Raw genomic sequence first — 20,312 nt, 5'->3', positions numbered from 1 at the left:
CGTTTAAACCCTTATACTGAACCTAAGGAAAATGAATAACGATAAGGAGGAAAACCTTCCGTGCTGACCCTGTTACATCTGCTCTCCGCAGTCGCACTGCTCGTTTGGGGGACCCATATCGTCCGTACCGGCGTGATGCGCGTCTTTGGTGCTCGTTTACGCACCGTTCTCAGCAGCAGCGTTGAGAAGAAGCCGCTCGCCTTTTGTGCGGGGATAGGCGTCACGGCGCTGGTTCAGAGCAGTAATGCCACCACCCTGCTTGTCACCTCCTTTGTGGCACAGGATCTGGTGGCGCTCGCGCCGGCACTGGTGATCGTGCTGGGGGCCGACGTGGGTACCGCGCTGATGGCGCGTATTCTGACGTTCGATCTCTCCTGGCTGTCGCCGCTGCTGATTTTCATTGGCGTCATCTTCTTCCTCGGGCGCAAACAGACGCGTGCCGGGCAGCTTGGGCGCGTGGGGATTGGCCTGGGGCTGATCCTGCTGGCGCTGGAGCTGATTGTGCAGGCGGTCACCCCCATCACCGAAGCCAACGGCGTTCAGGTCATCTTCGCCTCTCTGACCGGTGACATCATGCTGGACGCGCTGATTGGCGCGGTGTTTGCCATCGTCAGCTATTCAAGCCTGGCAGCCGTATTGCTGACGGCCACGCTCACCGCTGCCGGGGCGATCTCCTTCCCGGTGGCGCTATGTCTGGTGATTGGTGCGAACCTGGGGTCTGGCCTGCTGGCAATGCTCAACAATAGTGCCGCCAACGCTGCGGCTCGCCGCGTGGCGCTCGGCAGCCTGCTGTTTAAGCTGGTGGGTAGCCTGATTATCCTGCCGTTTGTGCACCCGCTGGCGAACCTGATGGATAACCTCTCGCTGCCGAAAGCTGAGCTGGTGATCTATTTCCACGTTTTCTATAACCTGGTGCGCTGCCTGGCGATGGTGCCTTTTGCTGGGCCGATGGCCCGCTTTTGCGAACGACTCATTCAGGATGAACCGGAGCTGGATGCGCGCCTGAAACCGAAGCATCTGGATACCTCCGCGCTGGATACCCCGGCGCTGGCGCTGGCGAATGCCGCCCGCGAGACGCTACGCATGGGTGATGCGATGGAAACCATGCTCGAAGGGCTGCAGAAGGTGATGCACGGCGAACCGCGTGAAGAGAAAGAGTTGCGCAGGCTGGCGGACGATATCAACGTGCTTTATACCGCCATTAAGCTCTATCTGGCGCGTATTCCGCAGGATGAACTGGCGGAAGAGGAGTCTCGCCGCTGGGCAGAAATCATCGAGATGTCGCTCAACCTGGAGCAAGCCTCCGATATCGTGGAGCGTATGGGGAGTGAGATTGCAGATAAGTCACTGGCAGCACGTCGGGCATTCTCCATTGAGGGCCTGAAGGAGCTGGAGGCGCTCCACGAACAGCTGTTGAGCAACCTGAAGCTGGCGATGCTGGTCTTCTTCTCCAGCGACGTGCCGAGCGCGCGCCGCCTGCGTCGTAACAAGCATCGCTTCCGCATCCTCAACCGTCGCTACTCGCACGCCCACGTTGAGCGTCTTCACCAGCAAAACGTGCAGAGTATCGAGACCAGCTCCCTGCACCTGGGGCTGCTGGGGGACATGAAGCGTCTAAACTCGTTGTTCTGCGCGGTGGCCTATAGCGTGATGGAACAGCCGGATGAAGATGACGAGCGGGACGAGTATTAATCTCTGAAAGCGCCTCGCAAAACCGTTTTGCGAGGCGTGACACCTTATGAAGCGCCATTTACGCTGCAGACCTTACATTTTTAAGGGAATAGAAAATGTTCGTTTATTACGCTACACTTCGCCAATTCATGCGCATACCGATGGGGGTTCTCATGCGCACTACTCATGGCATCAAAAAATCAGTCAATGTGTCGTTAGCACCAGAAATCCTTGAAGAGGCGCGACGGCTTAAACTTAATCTCTCTGCTGTACTCACGGCTGCATTGCAGGAGCAGTTTCGTGCGCATCAGCGTGCTGAGTGGTTAGCAGAAAATAAAGCGTCTATCGAGGCTATTAACCAGTGGGTTGATGAAAACGGCTCCTTTAGTGACTTTCAGAGGTCGTTCTGATGGAGCAATATTTTGCTTATGAGAATGAAGGTAAGGGGAAAACTGCCTATCCCTGGCTAATCAATATGCAGCATCCCGTGGCCAATGTGATGAAGCATGTTCTGGTCGCCCCCACAGTTGAGCTTAGCCACCTGGGAGGCATTCAGCCGCCTGCGAAAGTGTGCCCTGTCGTTGAGATAGCGGGTAAGCCCTGCGTGGTTATGATGCACATGATGGCAGGCATATCGCCAAAAGAGTTAGGCGAGCGTGTCGCCGATCTTACTCAAAACCGGGCCTCATTGCGGGATGCACTCGATTTTTTGATCAACGGTTACTAACACTTTTTTGTCAGCCGCAAGGTAAGGTATATTTCGCCCTTCACAGGAGAAACTATGCTGCCAACTCAATCAACCCGATTAAACAAATACATTAGCGAGAGCGGGATCTGCTCACGTCGCGAGGCTGACCGTTACATTGAACAAGGTAACGTGTTTCTTAACGGCAAACGCGCCACCATCGGCGATCAGGTGGTGCCTGGCGACGTGGTCAAAGTGAATGGTCAGGTCATCGAACCGCGTGATGCAGAAGACCTGGTGTTTATCGCGTTGAATAAACCGGTTGGGATTGTCAGCACCACGGAAGACGGTGAGCGAGACAACATCGTTGATTTCGTGAACCACAGCAGCCGCATCTTCCCGATTGGCCGTCTGGATAAAGATTCGCAGGGGCTGATTTTCCTCACCAACCATGGCGATCTGGTGAACAAAATCCTGCGAGCCGGTAACGACCATGAGAAAGAGTACATCGTTACGGTAAACAAACTGGTAACGGACGAGTTTATCCGCGGGATGAGCGCAGGCGTGCCGATCCTGGGCACGGTGACGAAGAAGTGTAAGGTCAAGAAAGAAGCGCCTTTCGCGTTTCGTATTACCCTGGTACAGGGCTTAAACCGCCAGATCCGCCGCATGTGCGAGTACTTCGGTTATGAAGTGACGAAGCTTGAACGTACGCGCATCATGAACGTTAGCCTGTCCGGGATCCCGCTGGGCGAGTGGCGTGATTTAACGGATGACGAGCTGATTGAGCTGTTCAGGCTTATCGAAAACTCGTCGTCAGAAGCGAAGCCGAAGGCTAAGGCGAAGCCGAAAACCCAGGCGATTAAACGCCCGGTGGTGAAGGCGCCGCAGGCGGAAGAGAAAGGGCGAGGCAAGTCGGGTAACGGTAAGCGATTTACCCAGCCGGGTCGTAAAAAGAAAGGGCGCTGATTAGCGCCTTCCACGGGTTGACGTGCTGGCGGACCAGGAGAAGGTCGCCTCTGCATCCGGTTTATAAGCCTGCTCTTTTTTCAGTTTGCGGGCTTTCTTCGCCGCGGCGTCACGTTCCGCCATCAGCTTGTCGATGTACTCTTTTTTCACCTGATTGGTTTCGGCGTTCGTCAGCGTGCGGCCATGTGCAATGCGGGCGCGGTCGAGAAGCGTTTTCAGTTCGCGCTGCTCGGCTTCCGTCATGTCTTTCTGGGTCAAACGTGGTGTAGCCATTGCTGAAGCCTCCTGAGGGGGAGGCTTCAGTGTAAAGCAATTTAATCCTGTTTCACCGCTTCTTTTTTCGTTTGTGCATTAATCGGTTTGCCGGACCAGTAGCCCGCCAGCAGCGAACCTGAAAGATTGTGCCACACCGAGAACAGGGCACCCGGCAGGGCCGCCAGCGGCGAGAAGTAAATTTTGCCAAGCGCCGCCGCCAGACCGGAGTTCTGCATCCCTACTTCAATCGCCAGCGTGCGGCAGGTGGATTCGTCGAAACCAAACAGCTTCCCGCCCCAGTATCCTCCCAGCAGGCCGATGGTGTTATGCAGCACGACTGCGACGATCACCACAAAACCGACGGAAGCAATGTGCGAGGCAGAACCCGCCACCACGGCGCTGATGATGGCCAGAATGCAGACCATCGAAAACGCAGGCAGGTAGGGCTCAACGGCTTTCACCACGCGCGGGAACAAATGGTGAATGACCAGCCCCAGGGCAATCGGGATCACCACAATCTGCAGAATGCTGAGCAGCATCCCCATCACGTCCACCTGAATATGCGCGTCCACGTACAGGCGGGTTAACAGCGGCGTGGCAATCACGCCCACCAGCGTGGAAACGGATGAAATGGTAACGGAGAGGGCTACATCCCCTTTAGCCAGATAGATCATGACGTTAGACGCCGTGCCGCTGGCGACGCTGCCCACCAGCACCATTCCGGCAGAGAGATCCGGCGGCATCTTAAAGGCCATCGCCAGCAGCCACGCCGCGAGCGGCATCACCAGGTAATGCAGGAAGATACCCGCAGCAACCGGAGCCGGGCGCGACAGCACGCGTTTGAAATCATCGATTTTTAAATGCACGCCCATGCCGAACATAATCAGCATCAGCAGCGTGGCGACCCACGGACCAATACCGGTGAACGTGGCGGGCGTGTAATACGCGAGTACAGAGAGCAGCAGCGCCCATATGGGGAACAGCCGGGTGATAACGGATAACATAGTGAATTCCTTGCAGTATTGTCGTGTTGTTTTGTTATGAAAAAGCCGGGTCTGTGCCCGGCTTATCGATATTGTTTAACGTGCTAACGAATTTTATTCAAACAAATTCTGATGAAGTTTCTGCACAACCTGCTCAGCCTGATCGGCAGGGACCAGGAAACAAAGGTTGTAGCTGGAGGCACCGTAGCAAATCATGCGGATGTTGAACGGGTCGAGCACACCAAACACCTCTTTGCCCACGCCGCAGGCGCGCGACAGCTTGTTGCCAATGATGGCCACCAGCGCCAGGTTTTCTTCTACTTCCACGCGGCACAGCTCGGACAACTCAATCAGCAGCGACTGCGTCAGCAGTGTATCGCCGGTGGAGGTCGAGCCGGTAGTGTCCAGCGTCAGCGCAATGCTCACTTCGGAGGTGGTGATGAGGTCTACGGAGATATTGTGACGCGCCAGAATGCCAAACACCTCTGCCAGGAAACCGCGGGAGTGGAGCATATTGTGGCTATGCAGCGTCACCAGCGTCTGGCGACGGCGCAGGGCCAGCGCACGGAACAGCGGTGGGTTTTCCGTTTTCTTGCAAACCAGCGTGCCGCCCGCTTTAGGATCTTTACTGGAGCCCACGAAGACCGGAATATCGCTGCGCACGGCAGGCAGCAGCGTTGCCGGGTGTAGCACCTTCGCGCCGAAGGTGGCCATTTCCGCCGCTTCTTCAAACGCGATCACATCAATACGTTTCGCCGCGGAAACCACGCGCGGGTCGGTGGTGTAGATACCCGGCACGTCAGTCCAGATATCCACACGGGTGGCATGCAGAGCTTCACCCAGCAGAGCCGCGGTATAGTCGCTGCCGCCACGGCCCAGCGTCGTCGTGCGACCTTTGGCTTCGCTGCCGATAAAGCCCTGGGTGACCACCATGCCTTCAGCCAGGCGCGGGGCCAGTTGCAGGTTGGTGAGCTCAGCCAGCATCTCAACGTCCGGTTCAGCGCGGCCAAAACGGTCACTGGTGCGCATCACTTTACGCACGTCAAACCACTGCGCCTGAACGTTACGTTCGCGCATGATTTCAACGAACAGCAGGGTAGACATCAATTCACCGTGGCTGACCAGTTCATCGGTCAGGGCGGTGGAGGTGGCCAGAGACGCTGCTTCTGCCAGGGTGGTGATATTTTCCAGCAGGCGTTCCACTTCTTCGCGGATCACGTTTGGATTTTGCAGACGCTCAAGGATGTCGAACTGAATTTTGCGCAGTGCATCCAGCTTCACGAAACGTTCTGTCGCTTCCAGTCCTTCAGACAGAGAAACCAGCAGGTTCGTCACGCCAGCGGATGCGGAGAGCACCACCAGGCGGGTATTCGGATCGGCCAGCACCACATCGGCGCTGCGGTTCATGGCATCGTAGTCGGCCACACTGGTGCCGCCAAACTTGGCGACCACAAAACTCGTCATAACAACCTCGTGTCAGGGAATGAATAAGCGACCTTGGCACAAGAGTGAAACGAAAACAGGTGCAGGCGCAAAATACGGCCCTATAAATAAAATGCGGGGGAGGTCCTGTCAATGCTGGGATTATGCGGATTTTTTATGGGGGGGTACCCCTGAGAAACAGGACTTATAACAGGGCCATATTTTATGCTCCGTTTTACCCCCTTTTGACCGACAATTCGCCGCCCGGGAGGGCACTTCAGCAGCTATACTTTTCGGGTCTTTTCACCTGTGTTTGATGCAGGCCAGGGCAATGGCATAAAAACCATCACAATTTTTATTTGCAGGCGCTACAATCGACCGCAGTCACAATTCTCAAATCAGAAGAGTATTGCTAATGAAAAACATCAACCCAACGCAGACCGCTGCCTGGCAGGCACTCCAGAAACATTTTGATGAAATGAAAGACGTCACCATCGCGAATCTGTTCGCGAAAGATGCCGATCGTTTCGCTAAGTTCTCCGCGACCTTCGACGACCTGATGCTGGTGGATTTCTCCAAGAACCGCATTACCGAAGAGACGCTGGCAAAGCTGCAGGATCTGGCAAAAGAGACTCAGCTTGCCGACGCTATCAAGTCCATGTTCTCCGGCGAGAAAATCAACCGCACCGAAGACCGTGCTGTGCTGCACGTGGCCCTGCGTAACCGTAGCAATACGCCAATCATCGTTGACGGCAAAGATGTTATGCCGGAAGTGAACGCGGTGCTGGAAAAGATGAAAGCTTTCTCCGAAGCGATCATCTCCGGTAGCTGGAAAGGCTATACCGGTAAAGCGATCACCGACGTGGTAAACATCGGCATCGGCGGTTCTGATCTGGGTCCGTTCATGGTGACCGAAGCGCTGCGTCCGTACAAAAACCACCTCAACATGCATTTCGTGTCTAACGTCGATGGTACTCACATCGCGGAAGTGCTGAAGAACGTGAACCCGGAAACCACCCTGTTCCTGGTGGCGTCTAAAACCTTCACCACCCAGGAAACCATGACCAACGCCCACAGCGCGCGTGACTGGTTCCTGAAAACCGCGGGCGACAACAAGCACGTGGCGAAACACTTTGCGGCGCTGTCCACCAATGGTAAAGCGGTTGGCGAGTTCGGTATCGACACCGCGAACATGTTCGAGTTCTGGGACTGGGTTGGCGGCCGTTACTCTCTGTGGTCTGCCATCGGTTTGTCCATCATTCTGTCCGTAGGCTTCGATAACTTCGTTGAACTGCTCTCCGGCGCGCACGCGATGGATAAACACTTCTCCACCACCGCACCTGAGAAAAACCTGCCGGTGCTGCTGGCGCTGATTGGTATCTGGTACAACAACTTCTTTGGTGCTGAAACCGAAGCGATCCTGCCGTACGACCAGTACATGCATCGCTTTGCGGCCTACTTCCAGCAGGGCAATATGGAATCCAACGGTAAGTACGTTGACCGTAACGGCAACGCGGTGGATTACCAGACGGGTCCAATCATCTGGGGTGAGCCGGGCACTAACGGCCAGCACGCGTTCTACCAGCTGATCCACCAGGGAACCAAAATGGTACCGTGCGATTTCATCGCCCCGGCTATTACCCATAACCCGCTGTCTGACCACCATCCAAAACTGCTGTCTAACTTCTTCGCCCAGACTGAAGCGCTGGCGTTCGGTAAATCCCGCGAGGTGGTTGAGCAGGAGTATCGCGATCAGGGTAAAGATCCGGCCACGCTGGACCACGTTGTACCGTTCAAAGTGTTTGAAGGCAACCGCCCAACCAACTCCATCCTGCTGCGTGAAATCACCCCGTTCAGCCTGGGTGCGCTGATTGCGCTGTACGAGCACAAGATCTTTACTCAGGGTGCCATCCTGAACATCTTCACCTTTGACCAGTGGGGCGTTGAACTGGGCAAACAGCTGGCAAACCGCATTCTGCCAGAGCTGGGTGACGATAAAGCAATCACCAGCCACGACAGCTCGACCAATGGTTTGATTAACCGCTATAAAGCCTGGCGCGCGTAATTAAAACATCATGAAAATGTGCCGGCGAAATGCCGGCATTTTTTTATCGGATAATTCCTGATGTCTGTTAGTTAACTCAAATTCTGGATGTGAGTTTAATCCGAAAAAGACGGTTAACCCGTTAATTGTTGCGGTTTATTTTAAGAAAATACGTAGAAGTAAGATAATGGGCTTATATTATAAATTATTGATTTTTAGTGATTATATATTTTAATTATTTGCTTTTCATTTCGATTTTATCCATTAGTCCGAAAACCCATTCCCTATTTCCCCTCACGGTAATCCCGCTGCTTTAGTTGTGTATACTCGATTCCGCCTGAATTTCTTTTCGGGCAAATCTCCATTCATTCATTGAAGGGAAATTGGGTAATGACTCCAACTTATTGATAGTGTTTTATGTTCAGATAATGCCCGATGACTTTGTCATGCAGCTCCACCGATTTTGAGAACGACAGCGACTTCCGTCCCAGCCGTGCCAGGTGCTGCCTCAGATTCAGGTTATGCCGCTCAATTCGCTGCGTATATCGCTTGCTGATTACGTGCAGCTTTCCCTTCAGGCGGGATTCATACAGCGGCCAGCCATCCGTCATCCATATCACCACGTCAAAGGGTGACAGCAGGCTCATAAGACGCCCCAGCGTCGCCATAGTGCGTTCACCGAATACGTGCGCAACAACCGTCTTCCGGAGCCTGTCATACGCGTAAAACAGCCAGCGCTGGCGCGATTTAGCCCCGACATAGCCCCACTGTTCGTCCATTTCCGCGCAGACGATGACGTCACTGCCCGGCTGTATGCGCGAGGTTACCGACTGCGGCCTGAGTTTTTTAAGTGACGTAAAATCGTGTTGAGGCCAACGCCCATAATGCGGGCGGTTGCCCGGCATCCAACGCCATTCATGGCCATATCAATGATTTTCTGGTGCGTACCGGGTTGAGAAGCGGTGTAAGTGAACTGCAGTTGCCATGTTTTACGGCAGTGAGAGCAGAGATAGCGCTGATGTCCGGCAGTGCTTTTGCCGTTACGCAACACCCCGTCAGTAGCTGAACAGGAGGGACAGCTGATAGAAACAGAAGCCACTGGAGCACCTCAAAAACACCATCATACACTAAATCAGTAAGTTGGCAGCATCACCGGGAAATTGTTATGAAGAAAGTACTGTATGGCATTTTTGCCATATCTGCACTTGCGGCGACATCTGTCTATGCAGCTCCGGTCCAGGTCGGGGAAGCAGCAGGGTCGGCAGCGACGTCTGCGTCTGCGGGAAGCTCTACCGCAGCCAGCACCAGCGCCGTAAGTTCAGCCGTGGGTGTCGCGCTGGCGGCAACCGGTGGCGGTGATGGCTCCAATACCGGAACCACGACCACTACGACAACCAGCACCCAGTAAGACCGGGTGTTTTAATCATAACCACACTTCGGTGTGGTTATTTCGCCCCTTCGGAGAAGAGTCGTGAAGCGACCTGCAATCATTCTGATTTGCCTGCTGTTGCAGGCGTGCTCAGCCACCACCAAAGGGCTGGGTCATTCACTGTGGGACAGCCTGTTCGGTACGCCGGGCGTGCAATTGACCGATGACGAACTTCAGAACATGCCCTACGCCAGCCAGTACATGCAGCTTAATGATGGCCCGCAACTGTTTGTGGTGCTCGCTTTCGATGAAAACGGGCAGCAGAAATGGGTGACGCAGGATCAGGCCACCATCGTGACGCAGCATGGCCGTATCGTGAAAACCCTGCTCGGGGGCGACAACCTGCTTGAGGTGAACAATATCGCGGCCGATCCGCTGATCAAGCCGAACCAGATTACCGACGGCGCTGGCTGGACGCGCACGATGGGCTGGACTGAACACAAGCAGGTGCGTTACGCCACGGCGCATTCCACCTTCCGCTGGGATGGCACCGACAGTGTGAAAGTGGGGAGCGATGAAACCCAGGTACGCGTGCTGGATGAAGAGGTAACAACCGACCAGGCCACCTGGCATAACCGCTTCTGGATCGACGAGGAAGGGCAAATCCGTCAGTCCCTGCAGTATCTCGGTGCCGGTTTCTTCCCGGTGAAAACCACGCTGATCAAGGCCGCAAAATCATGAAAACAATTATCCGCGTTGCGCTAATTGCGAGCCTTGCAACCCCTGCGGCATGGTCTGCAGGAACGGTGAAGGTCTACACGGCGGACAACGAGAAACCCAAAACGTTAACCAACGCTGAACATCTGCTCGATCTCGTCGGGCAGCCGAGGCTTGCCAACAGCTGGTGGCCGGGGGCGGTGATCGGCGAGCGTCAGGCAACGATTAAGGCAGAGCAAGAACATCTTGCACTGCTTGCCCGTCTGACAGGTCTGGCGGCGCAGGAAGACGGTGACGATGCCGCAGCAATCAATAGCATTCGCCAGCAGCTTCAGGCGCTGAAGGTGACTGGCCGCCAGAAGGTGAATCTTGATCCCGATGAAGTGCGCGTCACGGAAAAGGGCAACCCAACCCTTGAAGGGGAGTACACCCTCTGGCTGCCCGTAAAACCGACGACGGTGACCGTGATGGGGCTTGTCAGCAGCCCGGGTAAAAAGCCCTTTACGCCAGGTCGCGACGTGGTGAGCTATCTCGACGAGCAAAGCCTGCTGAGCGGTGCCGATAACAGCTACGCCTGGGTCGTTTACCCTGACGGGCACACGCAAAAAGCGCCGGTAGCTTACTGGAATAAACGCCATATCGAGCCCATGCCTGGCAGCATCATTTTTGTCGGTTTTGCCGACCATTTCTGGACGAAGGCATATGACGGGCTTAACGCCGATATCCTTCACTCCCTGACACAGCGGATACCGGAAGAATGAAAAAAACCTATCTCTACAGCATGCTGGCGCTCTGTGTAAGCGCCGCCTGTCATGCAGAAACGTATCCGGCACCCATTGGCCCGTCTCAGTCAGACTTCGGCGGCGTCGGTTTACTGCAAACGCCCACCGCGCGCATGGCGCGTGAAGGGGAAATCAGTCTGAACTACCGCGATAACGACCAGTACCGCTACTATTCCGCCTCGGTACAGCTTTTCCCGTGGCTTGAAACCACGCTGCGCTACACCGATGTTCGAACGAAACAGTACAGCAGCGTCGAGGCGTTCTCTGGCGACCAGACTTACAAAGATAAAGCCTTCGACCTCAAGCTGCGCCTGTGGGAAGAGAGCTACTGGATGCCGCAGGTGTCCGTGGGGGCCAAAGATATCGGCGGGACCGGCCTGTTTGATGCGGAATACATTGTGGCCAGCAAGGCCTGGGGGCCGTTCGACTTCTCGCTTGGCCTGGGATGGGGCTATCTCGGTACCAGCGGTAACGTCAAAAACCCGTTCTGCACCTACAGCGATAAATATTGCTACCGCGATAACAGTTACCAGAAAGCGGGTTCCATCAACGGCGACCAGATGTTCCATGGCCCGGCCTCGCTGTTCGGTGGCGTGGAATACCAGACCCCCTGGCAGCCATTGCGCCTGAAGCTGGAGTACGAAGGAAACGACTACTCGCAGGATTTCGCCGGGAAGATTGAGCAGAAGAGCAAGTTTAACGTCGGCGCCATTTATCGCGTCACCGACTGGGCCGACGTTAACCTCAGCTACGAGCGCGGTAATACCGTGATGTTTGGTTTCACGCTGCGCACCAACTTTAATGACATGCGGCCGCACTACAATGATAACGCGCGCCCTGCCTACCAGCCGGAACCGCAGGATGCGATTCTGCAGCACTCCGTGGTGGCAAATCAGCTGACGCTGCTGAAATACAATGCCGGTCTGGCGGATCCGAAGATTCAGACCAAGGGCGACACGCTTTACGTCACCGGCGAGCAGGTGAAATACCGCGACTCGCGGGAAGGGATCGAACGCGCCAACCGGATCGTCATGAACGATCTCCCGGACGGGATCCGCACAATCCGCGTGACCGAGAACCGCCTGAACCTGCCGCAGGTGACGACGGAAACGGACGTTGCCAGCCTCAAGCGCCATCTCGAAGGCGAGCCGCTCGGGCATGAAACCGAGCTGGTGCAAAAACGCGTTGAGCCGGTCGTGCCAGACACCACCGAGCAAGGCTGGTATATCGACAAGTCGCGCTTTGATTTCCATATCGATCCGGTGCTGAACCAGTCCGTTGGCGGACCGGAAAACTTCTACATGTATCAGCTGGGCGCAATGGCGACGGCAGATCTGTGGGTCACCGACCATCTGCTGACTACCGGTAGCCTGTTCGGCAATATCGCCAACAACTACGACAAATTTAACTACACCAACCCGCCGAACGATTCAAAACTGCCGCGCGTAAGAACTCGCGTTCGTGAATACGTGCAGAACGATGTCTACGTGAATAACCTGCAGGCCAACTACTTCCAGTACTTCGGCAACGGTTTCTACGGCCAGGTGTACGGCGGATATCTGGAAACCATGTTCGGTGGCGCAGGGGCAGAGGTGCTTTACCGTCCTGTCGACAGCAACTGGGCATTTGGGATTGATGCCAACTACGTGAAACAGCGTGACTGGCGCAGCGCGCAGGACATGATGAAGTTCACCGACTACAGCGTCAAAACGGGCCATCTGACCGCCTACTGGACACCATCATTCGCGCAGGATGTACTGGTGAAAGCCAGCGTCGGCCAGTATCTGGCGGGCGACAAGGGTGGCACGCTGGATATTTCCAAACACTTCGACAGCGGCGTCGTGGTGGGCGGTTATGCCACCATCACCAACGTCTCGCCGGACGAGTACGGGGAAGGGGACTTCACTAAAGGGGTCTATGTGTCGATTCCGCTGGATCTCTTCTCGTCAGGCCCAACCCGCAGCCGTGCGGCAGTGGGCTGGACACCGCTGACGCGCGACGGGGGTCAGCAGCTTGGGCGTAAGTTCCAGCTGTATGACATGACCAGCGATAAGAACGTTAACTTCCGTTGATGCTTGTTTGCCCGGTGGTGCTGCGCTTACCGGGCCTACGATATTGCTTTTGTAGGCCGGGCAAACGCAGTGCCGCCCGGCAAGAATGCTAATGCGGACAAAACATAAACAAAAAATATAGATCCCCGTCACATTTTTGCGTTATACAGGAACCTCGCCCTGGAGAATGAGGTGCTGTATGACATCCCTGACTCGCCCGCGCGTTGAGTTTATCTCAACGATCCTCCAGACCGTGCTAAATCTCGGTCTGCTAAGCCTTGGTCTGATTCTGGTCGTCTTCCTTGGCAAAGAGACGGTGCATCTGGCGGATGTGCTGTTCGCCCCTGAACAAACCAGCAAATATGCGCTGGTGGAAGGCCTGGTGGTCTACTTTCTCTACTTCGAGTTTATTGCCCTGATTGTGAAGTACTTTCAGTCGGGCTTTCACTTCCCGCTGCGCTATTTTGTCTACATTGGGATCACCGCGATTGTGCGGCTGATCATCGTCGATCATAAATCCCCCCTCGACGTGCTGATCTACTCGGCGGCGATCCTGCTGCTGGTGATCACCCTCTGGCTGTGTAACTCGAAGCGGCTGAAACGGGAATAAAAAAATGGCGCTCCGAAGAGCGCCTAACAACAGTCACAAGTTGGGTCAATACAATACGTCTAAAGTTGAGGGTTGCAGTGGCATAACAAATGAAACTTAACCTTTCACACCGCCCGCCGTCAGGCCGTTAACCAGCCAGCGCTGGGCCAGCAGGAACACCACGGTAATCGGGATGGCAGAGAGTACAGCCGCCGCAGCAAAGTCGCCCCACAGGTAGTTTTGCGGGTTGAGGTATTGCTGCATACCCACGGCCAGGGTGTAACTGTTCACGTCGCGCAGTAACAGAGAGGCGACCGGTACTTCGGTGATCGCAGCGATAAACGACAGGATAAACACCACCGCCAGGATAGGTACCGACAGCGGCAGCAGCACCAGACGGAAGGCCTGCCACGGAGTAGCGCCATCCAGCGCGGCCGCCTCTTCCAGCGAACCGTCGATGGTTTCGAAATACCCTTTGATGGTCCACACATGCAGGGCGATACCGCCAAGATAGGCGAAGATCACGCCGCCGTGGGTGTTCAGGCCGATAAACGGCACGTACTGACCCAGACGGTCAAACAGGGCATACAACGCGACCAGCGACAGCACGGCCGGGAACATCTGGAAAATGAGCATGCCTTTCAGCAGCGTCGCTTTGCCCGGGAAACGCATACGGGCGAAGGCGTAAGCACAGGTGGTGGAGAGCGTGACAATACCGATTGCGGTAATGGTCGCCACTTTCACCGAGTTCCACAGCCACAGCAGCACCGGGAACGGCGGAGGAGTTACGCGTCCATCCGCATGCTCCACGCTGAAGCCCAGCGCTAGCTTCCAGTGCTCCCAGGAGATTTCGTTCGGGATGAGACTCCCGGTCGCGAAGTTACCCGAACGCAGGGAGATAGCGATAACCATCAGCAGCGGGAACATGATTGCCGCGATGAAAATCAGCAGGCCTAAGTGTGTCGCCAGGAGGCGCAATTTCTGAGATTTGGGTTGTACCATAGCCATGATCGATGCCCTCCTTAGTCAAATTTCATACGTGTGGCTTTCAGGTTCACAATCGCCAGGGCACCAACCAGCAGGAAGATCAGGGTGGCAATGGCTGCTGCCAGACCGAAGTCCTGTCCGCCGCCGCCTTCGAAGGCGATACGGTAGGTGTAGCTCACAAGCAGGTCGGTATAGCCTGCCGGCGTGGTGGTGCCGAGACGGTCCGGGCCACCGTTGGTCAACAGCTGAATCAGCACGAAGTTGTTAAAGTTAAAGGCAAAGCTGGCGATCATCAGCGGGGTCAGCGGCTTAATGAGCAGCGGCAGCGTAATTTTAAAGAAGTTCTGGAACGGACCCGCACCGTCCATCGCTGAAGCTTCGTACAGATCGTCCGGGATAGCCTTCAGCAGGCCCATGCACAGGATCATCATGTACGGGTAGCCCAGCCAGGTGTTCACGATAATAATCATCGAGCGGGCGGTGGTTGGGTCGCTGAACCAGGCCGGTTTGATACCGAACAGCGCGCTCAGCATCATGTTGATTTCACCGAAGCTCTGGTTAAACAGCCCTTTGAAAATCAGAATCGAGATAAACGACGGCACGGCATACGGCAGAATCAGCAGCACGCGGTAAATCGCTTTGCCTTTCAGGGATTCCCACTGCACGAGACAGGCCAGCACCATGCCCACGGCCACGGTCAGGATCACGGTGAGCACCGAGAAAATCACCGTCCAGACGAAGATGGCGAAGAAAGGTTTCTGGATGCCTTCGTCGGTGAACACGCGGGTAAAGTTATCCCAGCCGATGGTAACGGTATAACCCGGGCTGAGTTTGTCATCACCCCATTTGCCGTCGGCAGTAATGGACTGATAGAAACCAATGTCGTTGTTCGGGCGATACTTCACGCCGCTCTGATTGTTAGTCAGCGTGCCGTCTTTTGCCAGGGTATAGAGCGGCTGAGTGCCGGAGAACTGGCGCAGCGAGCTCATGGTCACTTTGCTTTCATCTGGCAGCACGGCGGTGAGCTGGGTCAACGCCTGTCGATTCTGGGTAATGATACGCAGGTTAGCACGTTCACCTTCCGGCAGGGCCGCAGCCTCTTTTAAGGCCAGCTTCTGCTCGCCGCCAAATTTAAACGCGTCGGAAATATAGTTTTTGCCGCTCTCACCGTCAGTGAGCGCTAACTTCCATTCGTCACCCGCAGGATACAGGCCGAAATTAAAGGTTTTTCCCGCCTGATAGGAACGGTCCAGAAGCACCTGTTGGGCGCGTTCCTGCGCAAGCTGGTTGGTGCTGCTGTAGTTGGTGAAAGCAATGGCGATGGTACAGATCAGCGGGAACAGGACAAACAGCCCCATCCCGGCCACGCCAGGGTAAACATAGCGCCAGGCATAGGCTTTACGGTTGGCGAAAATATACAGGCCAGCAGAGCTTAAGATCAGCGTCATGATGGCAAAGAGATATTCCCCTTGTACGTACATTAAAACAACAAGGTAACCCACCAGCAGACACAGCAGACCTATCACTGACCATTTCAGCGCGTCGCTTTGCCACCAGTGCTTCTTTTTAATGACATCCATGGGGTTCTTCCTCTACAACGGTGGAAACTTTTCGTCAGGTGGCGCGGCGCTTACCTGACCTACGGATCGTGCCGTAGTCGTAGGGCGGGTAAGCGCACGCGCCACCCGCCGTTTTTCTGCTTATTTAGTAATACGACCCTGCGCATCCTTCAGCGCGGCATCAACAGTCTGACGACCGCTTGCTGCGTTGATGACTGCAGTACGGGTGGCGTACCAGAACGCTGCCATCTGTGGGATGTTCGGCATGATTTCGCCTTTCTGGGCGTTATCCATAGTGGCCGCGATGCGTGGATCTTTCGCCAGCTGATCCTGGAAGGATTTCAGCGCCACGGCGCCCAGCGGTTTATCCTTGTTCACTTCATCCAGACCCTGATCGGTCAGCAGGTAGTTTTCCAGGAACTCTTTCGCCAGCTCTTTGTTCGGGCTGGCGGCGTTGATACCCGCACTCAGCACGCCAACGAACGGTTTAGACGGCTTGCCGTTGAAGGTTGGCAGCAGCGTTACGCCGTAGTTGATTTTGCTCTTATCGATGTTGGTCCAGGCCCACGGACCGTTGATGGTCATCGCGGTTTCGCCTTTGTTGAACGCCGCTTCCGCGATGGAGTAATCGGTATCCGCGTTCATGTGTTTGTTCTTGATCAGGTCAACCAGGAAGGTCAGGCCTTTTTTCGCGCCTGCGTTATCCACGCCCACGTCTTTCACGTCATATTTGCCGTTTTCAAACTTGAACGCGTAACCGCCGTCGGCAGCAATCAGCGGCCAGGTGAAGTACGGCTCTTGCAGGTTGAACATCAGAGCGGATTTACCTTTCGCCTTCAGCTCTTTATCCAGTTTCGGGATCTCTTCCCAGGTTTTCGGTGGGTTTGGTACCAGGTCTTTGTTGTAAATCAGAGACAGGGCTTCCACCGCGATAGGGTAAGCGATCAGCTTGCCGTTATAGCGAACGGCATCCCAGGTGAACGGGAAGAGTTTGTCCTGGAACGCTTTGTCTGGGGTGACTTCAGCCAGCAGGCCAGACTGCGCGTAGCCGCCGAAACGGTCATGCGCCCAGAAGATGATGTCCGGGCCGTCGCCGGTTGCTGCAACCTGCGGGAATTTCTCTTCCAGTTTGTCCGGATGTTCTACGGTAACTTTGATACCGGTGTCTTTCTCGAATTTTTTGCCCACTTCGGCCAGGCCGTTATAGCCTTTGTCGCCGTTAATCCAGATAACCAGCTTGCCTTCTTCAATTTTGGCGAGCGCCGGTGCGGAAACCATCATTGCTGCAAGGGCGGACAATGCGAAAACGCGTGCGCCAGTCTTGATATTCATATCTGCCATCCTTTTGGTGATGTCTCGTAGTATGACTTCAGTGGTTCAACGTGAATCAGTCTCCTTATTTGACATCCTCTTTCCATCCTCCCAACCCCTACGCCCCACCCCCTGTTTGTGTGATCTCCGTTGCATAAATTTAAGTTATGAGTGCTGGCGCACATAAAAACCCACCGAATTTTGCAGGCGGCTTCACGAATTTCGCCTCAGCCCCCCGGCTGCGGTCGCAGAGCCTGCTCTCTCATCCTCCCGCCTCCTCCCCCATAAAAAAGCCGGGGGGTGGAGGATTCGTGAAAGTTATAGATACCCCATAGTGAACTTATGTTGAATGTTTCTGTCGGTGACAGGTTGTAACGAAGGGAGAAGGGCATGGCGAGCGTACAGCTGCGTAATGTAACGAAAGCCTGGGGCGACGTAGTGGTGTCAAAAGACATCAATCTGGACATCACTGAAGGTGAGTTTGTGGTGTTTGTCGGCCCATCAGGCTGTGGTAAATCTACTCTGCTGCGTATGATTGCCGGTCTTGAAACCATCACCAGCGGCGACCTGCTGATCGGTGATACCCGAATGAACGACATCCCGCCTGCCGAACGTGGCGTCGGTATGGTGTTCCAGTCTTATGCACTTTATCCCCATCTTTCCGTTGCCGAGAACATGTCCTTTGGCCTGAAGCTGGCCGGCGCGAAGAAAGACGTGATTAACCAGCGCGTCACCCAGGTGGCGGAAGTATTACAGCTGGCGCACCTGCTGGAGCGTAAACCGAAAGCGCTTTCCGGCGGTCAGCGTCAGCGTGTGGCGATTGGCCGTACGCTGGTGGCCGAACCGCGCGTGTTCCTGCTCGACGAACCCCTTTCTAACCTGGATGCCGCCCTGCGCGTTCAGATGCGTATCGAAATCTCCCGTCTGCACAAACGTCTTGGCCGCACGATGATTTACGTCACCCACGATCAGGTCGAAGCGATGACGCTGGCCGACAAAATCGTGGTGCTGGATGCCGGTCGCGTGGCGCAGGTGGGCAAACCGCTGGAGCTCTATCACTACCCGGCAGACCGCTTTGTTGCAGGCTTTATTGGCTCGCCAAAGATGAACTTCCTGCCCGTTAAAGTGACTGCAACGGCCATTGAACAGGTACAGGTGGAGCTACCAAACCGCCAGCAAGTCTGGCTACCGGTGGACAGCGCCAACGTACAGGTCGGGGCAAACATGTCCCTCGGTATCCGCCCTGAGCATCTCCTGCCGAGTCACATCGCCGATGTGACCCTGGAAGGTGATGTTCAGGTCGTTGAACAGCTTGGTCACGAAACACAGATTCATATCCAGATCCCCGCCATCCGTCAGAACCTGGTTTACCGCCAGAATGACGTGGTGTTGGTAGAAGAGGGTGCCACATTCGCTATCGGCTTGCCGCCAGAGCGTTGCCATCTGTTCCGTGAGGATGGCACTGCATGTCGTCGGTTGCATAAAGAGCCAGGCGTTTAAGCAATCCCAAAAGAAGACACGAAACCGACAGGTGAAGTGTTCAAAGAAAAGCAATGATCTCAGGAGATAGAATGATGATTACTCTGCGCAAACAAGTCCCTCTGGCAATCGCCGTTGCGGCAGGCATCCTGTCTGCCCAGGCGGGTGCTGTGGACTTTAAAGGTTATGCTCGTTCCGGCATCGGCTGGACCGGGAGTGGCGGTGAACAACAATGTTTCCAGGCAACCGGTGCACAAAGTAAATACCGTCTTGGTAACGAATGTGAAACCTATGCCGAGCTGAAACTGGGCCAGGAAGTGTGGAAAGAGGGCGATAAGAGCTTCTACTTCGACACTAACGTTGCGTATTCCGTTTCTCAGCAGAATGACTGGGAATCCACCAGCCCGGCCTTCCGTGAAGCAAACGTGCAGGGTAAAAACCTGATTGAATGGCTGCCAGGTTCTACTATCTGGGCCGGTAAGCGTTTCTATCAGCGTCATGACGTCCACATGATCGACTTCTACTACTGGGATATTTCGGGTCCTGGTGCAGGTATCGAAAACATCGATCTGGGCTTCGGTAAACTGTCTCTGGCAGCAACCCGTTCTTCTGAATCAGGCGGTTCTGCAACCTTCGCCGATCGTGATGCGAACGGCGATCGTATTTACGACAACGTTGTACCAAACGATGTCTTCGATGTTCGTTTAGCGGGTCTGGAAACCAACCCGGGCGGCACCCTGGAGTTAGGTGTCGACTACGGTCACACCAACATTCCTGACGACTACTACCTGCAGCCTGGCGCTTCTAAAGATGGCTGGCTGTTCACTGCTGAGCACACCCAGAGCATGTTGAAAGGTTTCAACAAGTTCGTACTGCAGTATGGTACGGACTCCATGACCTCCAACGGCAAAGGGATTCCACAGGGCGGCAGCGTTGATAACGACGGCTCCATGTGGCGTGTGCTGGACCACGGTGCAATTACCCTGGCAGACCGTTGGGACCTGATGTACGTCGGTATGTACCAGAACATCGATCGTGACAACAACAACGGTACCGAGTGGTGGACTGTGGGTGTTCGTCCGATGTTCAAATGGACGCCAATCATGAGCACCCTGCTGGAAGTGGGCTACGACAACGTCAAATCTCAGAAAACTGACGAGAAAAACAGTCAGTACAAAATCACCCTGGCACAGCAATGGCAGGCTGGCGACAGCATCTGGTCCCGTCCGGCTATCCGTGTCTTCGCAACATACGCGAAGTGGGATGAGAAATGGGGTTACGCAAACAACAGCGATACGGGTTACACCTCTGGTGTGGCTTACAGTGACACTTCTGCGAAAACCTTCAGCCGTGGCGACGACGACGAGTGGACCTTCGGTGCCCAGATGGAAATCTGGTGGTAATTCGTTAGACCTGACGTAATGACCTAAAAAGAGGGG

The 20,312-nt window shown here is 55.1% G+C and carries 19 protein-coding genes; 12 read left to right on the top strand and 7 right to left on the bottom strand.

Annotation, left to right across the window (positions count from 1 at the left end; all coding sequences use genetic code 11):
* Positions 1–60: 60 nt before the first annotated feature.
* The 4 genes from O1723_RS20395 (at position 61) to rluF (ending at position 3,325) form a co-directional block, all read left to right on the top strand.
* Complete coding sequence (locus O1723_RS20395) at positions 61–1,692, top strand: Na/Pi cotransporter family protein (RefSeq protein ID WP_014882089.1); 1,632 nt, start codon at positions 61–63, stop codon at positions 1,690–1,692.
* Positions 1,693–1,787: 95 nt separating this feature from the next.
* A complete protein-coding gene (locus O1723_RS20390) occupies positions 1,788–2,081 on the top strand; it encodes a type II toxin-antitoxin system CcdA family antitoxin (RefSeq protein WP_014882090.1) in 294 nt (97 codons plus the stop codon).
* A complete protein-coding gene (locus O1723_RS20385) occupies positions 2,081–2,398 on the top strand; it encodes a CcdB family protein (protein WP_014882091.1) in 318 nt (105 codons plus the stop codon). Before O1723_RS20390 ends, O1723_RS20385 begins: the two co-directional genes overlap by 1 nt.
* A gap of 54 nt (positions 2,399–2,452) precedes the next feature.
* Complete coding sequence (gene rluF / locus O1723_RS20380) at positions 2,453–3,325, top strand: 23S rRNA pseudouridine(2604) synthase RluF (protein ID WP_014882092.1); 873 nt, start codon at positions 2,453–2,455, stop codon at positions 3,323–3,325.
* On the opposite strand, the gene O1723_RS20375 is transcribed toward rluF, so the two are convergent.
* From O1723_RS20375 to lysC, 3 genes are all read right to left on the bottom strand, one after another.
* Entirely contained in the window at positions 3,326–3,598 is a 273-nt protein-coding gene (locus O1723_RS20375; protein ID WP_014882093.1) for a YjbD family protein, read from the bottom strand.
* Positions 3,599–3,639: 41 nt separating this feature from the next.
* Complete coding sequence (panS, locus tag O1723_RS20370; protein ID WP_014882094.1) at positions 3,640–4,584, bottom strand: ketopantoate/pantoate/pantothenate transporter PanS; 945 nt, start codon at positions 4,582–4,584, stop codon at positions 3,640–3,642.
* Positions 4,585–4,677: 93 nt separating this feature from the next.
* A complete protein-coding gene (lysC, locus tag O1723_RS20365) occupies positions 4,678–6,027 on the bottom strand; it encodes a lysine-sensitive aspartokinase 3 (protein ID WP_014882095.1) in 1,350 nt (449 codons plus the stop codon).
* A 373-nt stretch (positions 6,028–6,400) separates the two neighbouring features.
* Between lysC and pgi the strand changes: the two genes are divergently transcribed.
* Positions 6,401–8,050, top strand: a complete 1,650-nt coding sequence (gene pgi / locus O1723_RS20360) for a glucose-6-phosphate isomerase (RefSeq protein WP_248191019.1) — start codon at positions 6,401–6,403, stop codon at positions 8,048–8,050.
* Between the two features lie 380 nt (positions 8,051–8,430).
* Here the strand turns inward: pgi and O1723_RS20355 are convergent.
* Positions 8,431–9,128, bottom strand: a protein-coding gene (locus O1723_RS20355; protein ID WP_223826526.1) for an IS1-like element IS1A family transposase whose coding sequence is annotated in 2 segments (ribosomal slippage) — positions 8,431–8,879 and positions 8,879–9,128 — 699 coding nt in all. Because the reading frame shifts where the segments join, the coding sequence is not laid out codon by codon here.
* A 66-nt stretch (positions 9,129–9,194) separates the two neighbouring features.
* Here O1723_RS20355 and yjbE point away from each other — a divergent pair.
* From yjbE to psiE, 5 genes are all read left to right on the top strand, one after another.
* A complete protein-coding gene (gene yjbE, locus O1723_RS20350; protein ID WP_003860341.1) occupies positions 9,195–9,437 on the top strand; it encodes an exopolysaccharide production protein YjbE in 243 nt (80 codons plus the stop codon).
* A gap of 63 nt (positions 9,438–9,500) precedes the next feature.
* Positions 9,501–10,139 (top strand): YjbF family lipoprotein, encoded by a 639-nt coding sequence (locus tag O1723_RS20345; protein WP_014882097.1) that lies wholly within the window; start codon positions 9,501–9,503, stop codon positions 10,137–10,139.
* Entirely contained in the window at positions 10,136–10,876 is a 741-nt protein-coding gene (locus O1723_RS20340) for a capsule biosynthesis GfcC family protein (RefSeq protein WP_014882098.1), read from the top strand. The genes O1723_RS20345 and O1723_RS20340 overlap by 4 nt, the downstream gene beginning before the upstream one ends.
* Positions 10,873–12,969, top strand: a complete 2,097-nt coding sequence (locus O1723_RS20335; RefSeq protein ID WP_014882099.1) for a YjbH domain-containing protein — start codon at positions 10,873–10,875, stop codon at positions 12,967–12,969. Before O1723_RS20340 ends, O1723_RS20335 begins: the two co-directional genes overlap by 4 nt.
* A 178-nt stretch (positions 12,970–13,147) precedes the next feature.
* A complete protein-coding gene (gene psiE, locus O1723_RS20330; protein ID WP_000202963.1) occupies positions 13,148–13,558 on the top strand; it encodes a phosphate-starvation-inducible protein PsiE in 411 nt (136 codons plus the stop codon).
* Positions 13,559–13,654: 96 nt separating this feature from the next.
* Here psiE and malG read toward each other — a convergent pair whose 3' ends face one another.
* From malG to malE, 3 genes are all read right to left on the bottom strand, one after another.
* The gene (gene malG / locus O1723_RS20325; protein WP_014882100.1) at positions 13,655–14,545 is read right to left on the bottom strand and encodes a maltose ABC transporter permease MalG; all 891 of its coding nucleotides are present in this window, start codon (positions 14,543–14,545) and stop codon (positions 13,655–13,657) included.
* Positions 14,546–14,559: 14 nt separating this feature from the next.
* Complete coding sequence (malF, locus tag O1723_RS20320; protein WP_014882101.1) at positions 14,560–16,104, bottom strand: maltose ABC transporter permease MalF; 1,545 nt, start codon at positions 16,102–16,104, stop codon at positions 14,560–14,562.
* 120 nt (positions 16,105–16,224) lie between these two features.
* On the bottom strand, positions 16,225–17,415 hold the full coding sequence (gene malE / locus O1723_RS20315) for a maltose/maltodextrin ABC transporter substrate-binding protein MalE (protein ID WP_023331781.1): 1,191 nt from the start codon (positions 17,413–17,415) through the stop codon (positions 16,225–16,227).
* Positions 17,416–17,784: 369 nt separating this feature from the next.
* On the opposite strand from malE, the gene malK reads away from it, so the two are divergent.
* Positions 17,785–18,894: a maltose/maltodextrin ABC transporter ATP-binding protein MalK gene (gene malK, locus O1723_RS20310; protein ID WP_014882102.1), complete on the top strand. Its 1,110-nt coding sequence runs from the start codon at positions 17,785–17,787 to the stop codon at positions 18,892–18,894.
* A 71-nt stretch (positions 18,895–18,965) separates the two neighbouring features.
* Entirely contained in the window at positions 18,966–20,276 is a 1,311-nt protein-coding gene (locus O1723_RS20305; protein WP_014882103.1) for a maltoporin, read from the top strand.
* The last annotated feature ends 36 nt before the right edge of the window (positions 20,277–20,312 follow it).

Source organism: Enterobacter cloacae complex sp. HYC080_NIDB, from assembly GCF_056673325.1.
Note: the sequence above shows the minus strand (reverse complement) of the source record. Positions and strands in the feature narration are given on the sequence as shown.

Excerpts from the sequence above, each read along its gene's own strand:
- rluF (WP_014882092.1), top strand. The coding sequence starts at position 2,453 with ATGCTGCCAACTCAATCAACCCGATTAAACAAATACATTAGCGAGAGC.
- malF (WP_014882101.1), bottom strand. The coding sequence starts at position 16,104 with ATGGATGTCATTAAAAAGAAGCACTGGTGGCAAAGCGACGCGCTGAAA.
- lysC (WP_014882095.1), bottom strand. The coding sequence starts at position 6,027 with ATGACGAGTTTTGTGGTCGCCAAGTTTGGCGGCACCAGTGTGGCCGAC.
- malG (WP_014882100.1), bottom strand. The coding sequence starts at position 14,545 with ATGGCTATGGTACAACCCAAATCTCAGAAATTGCGCCTCCTGGCGACA.
- O1723_RS20305 (WP_014882103.1), top strand. The coding sequence starts at position 18,966 with ATGATGATTACTCTGCGCAAACAAGTCCCTCTGGCAATCGCCGTTGCG.
- O1723_RS20375 (WP_014882093.1), bottom strand. The coding sequence starts at position 3,598 with ATGGCTACACCACGTTTGACCCAGAAAGACATGACGGAAGCCGAGCAG.
- pgi (WP_248191019.1), top strand. The coding sequence starts at position 6,401 with ATGAAAAACATCAACCCAACGCAGACCGCTGCCTGGCAGGCACTCCAG.
- yjbE (WP_003860341.1), top strand. The coding sequence starts at position 9,195 with ATGAAGAAAGTACTGTATGGCATTTTTGCCATATCTGCACTTGCGGCG.
- O1723_RS20340 (WP_014882098.1), top strand. The coding sequence starts at position 10,136 with ATGAAAACAATTATCCGCGTTGCGCTAATTGCGAGCCTTGCAACCCCT.
- O1723_RS20335 (WP_014882099.1), top strand. The coding sequence starts at position 10,873 with ATGAAAAAAACCTATCTCTACAGCATGCTGGCGCTCTGTGTAAGCGCC.
- O1723_RS20385 (WP_014882091.1), top strand. The coding sequence starts at position 2,081 with ATGGAGCAATATTTTGCTTATGAGAATGAAGGTAAGGGGAAAACTGCC.
- psiE (WP_000202963.1), top strand. The coding sequence starts at position 13,148 with ATGACATCCCTGACTCGCCCGCGCGTTGAGTTTATCTCAACGATCCTC.
- panS (WP_014882094.1), bottom strand. The coding sequence starts at position 4,584 with ATGTTATCCGTTATCACCCGGCTGTTCCCCATATGGGCGCTGCTGCTC.
- O1723_RS20390 (WP_014882090.1), top strand. The coding sequence starts at position 1,788 with ATGTTCGTTTATTACGCTACACTTCGCCAATTCATGCGCATACCGATG.
- malK (WP_014882102.1), top strand. The coding sequence starts at position 17,785 with ATGGCGAGCGTACAGCTGCGTAATGTAACGAAAGCCTGGGGCGACGTA.
- malE (WP_023331781.1), bottom strand. The coding sequence starts at position 17,415 with ATGAATATCAAGACTGGCGCACGCGTTTTCGCATTGTCCGCCCTTGCA.